Here is a 2,967-nt window from a genome sequence, read left to right as displayed (position 1 = left end):
TCTTAACGTCGCTTGGTGTACCACCACCATATAGTTCAGCTTGTCTCGAAGACCCAGGCTAGACACTGGTTTGGCCTCAAATTAAGAAGGTGGTGAGTCTTCCGCTTTCAAGCCCCATCCCTTTAGGGTGGGGTTAGTGACGGGTGGTAGGTTTATATTTTGCACTTGTACTGGCCCGCTGGCGGGCAAAACGGAATTTCGATCGCACTTTGACGCAAAATGGAAATTCGATCGCACTTTGCCGCATCGCGAAAATTCGATCGCACTTTGATATGGTTTCCGGTTGGATGGGAACGATTGAGTCTCGGTCAATAATTCCCGATTCCCCCACGGACTACTCCCCATCATCTATGAGTGCAACCCGAATTGATAGGACCCCTGGCGGAAATTCGATCGCCCTACTTAGATTTGAGGGCACGGATACGCCTAACCACAATTCGATCGCCCACTCTACATTCTAGGTTCCGACGGTTGAAATCGCTAGGAACAGGAACAGACTCACAAAGCCGGCCAGGTAAGGGCTGGGAAATACAGCGGAGACGATCGCGATCGTTGTTTTTGGGCGATCGAACAAACTCTGGCTGTGGACACTGACAATTGGATTGAAGTAAGATAGGGTGTAGTTCCCTAGGCCGAAATCCTTGCATGGCAAATCTTGCGGGGAAAAATATATCGGCGGTTAACTCGGTTGTGGGTTTGTCGGTTTTATTTTTTAGCCAAAGTACACATATTGTGAATTTGTGCAACAGGCTGATATGGATGTTGATAAAAATGGGAACTATAGATATGGGATCCTGCCCTCAAGCAGTAACTACCAGCAATACCATCTCTGAAATTATTCAGGAAGGCGTCAATGTTTAAAAGCAAATTATCGAAAGTTATCGTATCCCTGCTGCGGCGGGTTCTCGGCGTCACTCGCTCGGGGGCGAAGCGTCTGATGAGAGCAATGCTACGATCGCTAATGGCTATGGGCCGCAGGGCGAGATTGCCAGTGGCGGGGTTTGTGTTGCCGACGGTGACGATGGTGTTGCTGGTAGTGATCTTGTTGACTGTGGCGATTACGCTGCGATCGTTCGATCGGGCTAATACGGCTCGCAACGTGCGCGTGAGCCAGCAGGTGCTGGCGGCCGCGACTCCCGCGCTCGATCGGGCGAAAGCAAAAATTCAGTTTATGCTGTACGAAGACCCGCAAAGACCGACATCAACTCCCTCCGATGCAGAAATGTACCGGATGATGTCAGAAAACACTTCTGCACCTGCAAGCGATTTGTATAAGTTTGGTGACGAGGAGCGTTTGATACTTAAGTATCCGGTCATCAACGGTACAAGCCTGACTAACGCAAACAATGCTAAATTACCACCAGTTCAAAATATCGGAGCCGGAATCCGAGAAAGCGAAGCGATCAATACAGCATGGAGATATCCCGTCGATACAAATAACGACGGCAAGTTTGACACTTTTACCCTCTACGGAATATTTTTTCGCAGTCCTCCTGTCGATGCAAGCTCACAAGTCGTAAGAGCGAGAAAACCGCTGGACGCCAGAACGCCGCCGATGTCTTTGGGAGCCTTAGACCCCGGTTGCGCGACGGCCGGGGCCGGCGATAACGTCGCTACGTTGGTGGGAGACTCTGGCTGGTACAAGCTAGACGGTAAGCTGAGAAAAAGTTTCTTTGTTTACACAGTAAACGTACCGATTAAAGCTGCAGAAGTTGCTGCTTTGGGTACTAATTATCAAGAATTTACGGGAACTTCCAGCATATCCGCACTAGAATACCAGCAAGACCAAAGTCGCATTCCCCTCAGCAACAACGCGGTAGTTTATGAAGACGACTTAGACATATCTCCCGGCGTTCCTCTGAATTTAAACGGGCGGATTTTGACAAATAGCAATTTATTAGTAACGGGGGTGAATAATCCAAGAGACGTTAAATTATTTGAAGTTAGCAGCAAAGGCTCTTGTTTCTACGACCAAGAAAATAGCCGAATTCAGGTTGGAGGTAACGTAGTCAATGGTTGGGCCGGTAACACTAATAGTAACCCCGCAGTAGTACATCTTTTCAAAGCTCAAGCAAGCGCCGACCAACCAGACGCAACTCCACTACAAGAAATTAAGCCCACAAGTCAATCAGCTCCTACAAATACCAGCCTTGATGTACTTTACAACGGCAACGCATACTCCCGGCGGTTAAATGCGCTAGTAGAGGGGCAAATAACGTCAAAGCCTAATAAAACCGATGATCCAGTTTCTGTTCAGCGATTGGTGGATCCCCCACCCGGTAGCACCCAACAGTCCCAAAGCCGCCCTAATGCACTGGAATCTTATTTCAAAGAAAGGCTGCGGAAAGTGCCTTTTAAAGAGGTACCACTGGGAAATGAAACTCTAGACGTACCTGATAAGGCGATAAGATCTTACACTGCTTACCTTCAAGGAAGTGGCGATAGCCTCAGACCCATAGATGATTGGAGTCTTCCTACAACTGGGAATGCACAGGTAGGGAGTGCCAATGGACCCACAGGGCTTAGCCTCGATCTCAATAAACTCGAGTCAAGAAACCCGGACAACATAAAATCTACTGCTAGCGAAGAAAATTTGGGCGAGAGGGTATTAGTAGGCAACAACTTACCAGCCCTGCGATGGGACGCCACCCTATCCCAACCCAAATTCGTTGGCGCGGCAGACACACAAGAAGTTGGTGGCTCTACCACCTGGAAAGATGGAGGGCCTCGCACCCGCAAGTCGCAGGTGACGAAGGTGGCTGACGTGGGAGCAACAGACCGCGGTAATGGTTGGGGAGAAATCCCCGGTTCAGCCACTCCGCCCTTTAGAGATGGTTTCTGGGAAGCAGCAGCAGCTCAAACACCGAGAAATCCCCTTGATGGAACTGGCGGTTTGCGGGTAATTACCAGTGGTGGCGTGTACGATCGCACTAACTCCTTCTTGCCACCCCCCAGATGGAACGATGG

The 2,967-nt window shown here is 49.6% G+C and carries 3 protein-coding genes; all 3 read left to right on the top strand.

The window, feature by feature from the left end:
- Positions 1-143: 143 nt before the first annotated feature.
- A complete protein-coding gene (locus tag ACUVJL_RS31280; RefSeq protein ID WP_445249390.1) occupies positions 144-461 on the top strand; it encodes a hypothetical protein in 318 nt (105 codons plus the stop codon).
- 184 nt (positions 462-645) lie between these two features.
- On the top strand, positions 646-861 hold the full coding sequence (locus ACUVJL_RS31275; RefSeq protein WP_445249389.1) for a hypothetical protein: 216 nt from the start codon (positions 646-648) through the stop codon (positions 859-861).
- Positions 854-2,967, top strand: a 2,114-nt coding sequence (hpsA, locus tag ACUVJL_RS31270) for a hormogonium polysaccharide biosynthesis protein HpsA (protein ID WP_445249388.1), incomplete at its 3' end; no start/stop codon positions are given. The genes ACUVJL_RS31275 and hpsA, both read left to right, overlap by 8 nt.

Source organism: Microcoleus sp. OTE_8_concoct_300 (assembly GCF_031383065.1).
In the GTDB taxonomy this organism is placed as follows: domain Bacteria; phylum Cyanobacteriota; class Cyanobacteriia; order Cyanobacteriales; family Microcoleaceae; genus Microcoleus.
The sequence above is the reverse complement of the archived record's forward strand: the minus strand, read 5'-3'. Positions and strand labels throughout refer to the sequence as shown.

Bases quoted from the DNA above. Each gene is read 5' to 3' on its own strand.
- ACUVJL_RS31275 (WP_445249389.1), top strand. From the start codon at position 646: ATGGCAAATCTTGCGGGGAAAAATATATCGGCGGTTAACTCGGTTGTG.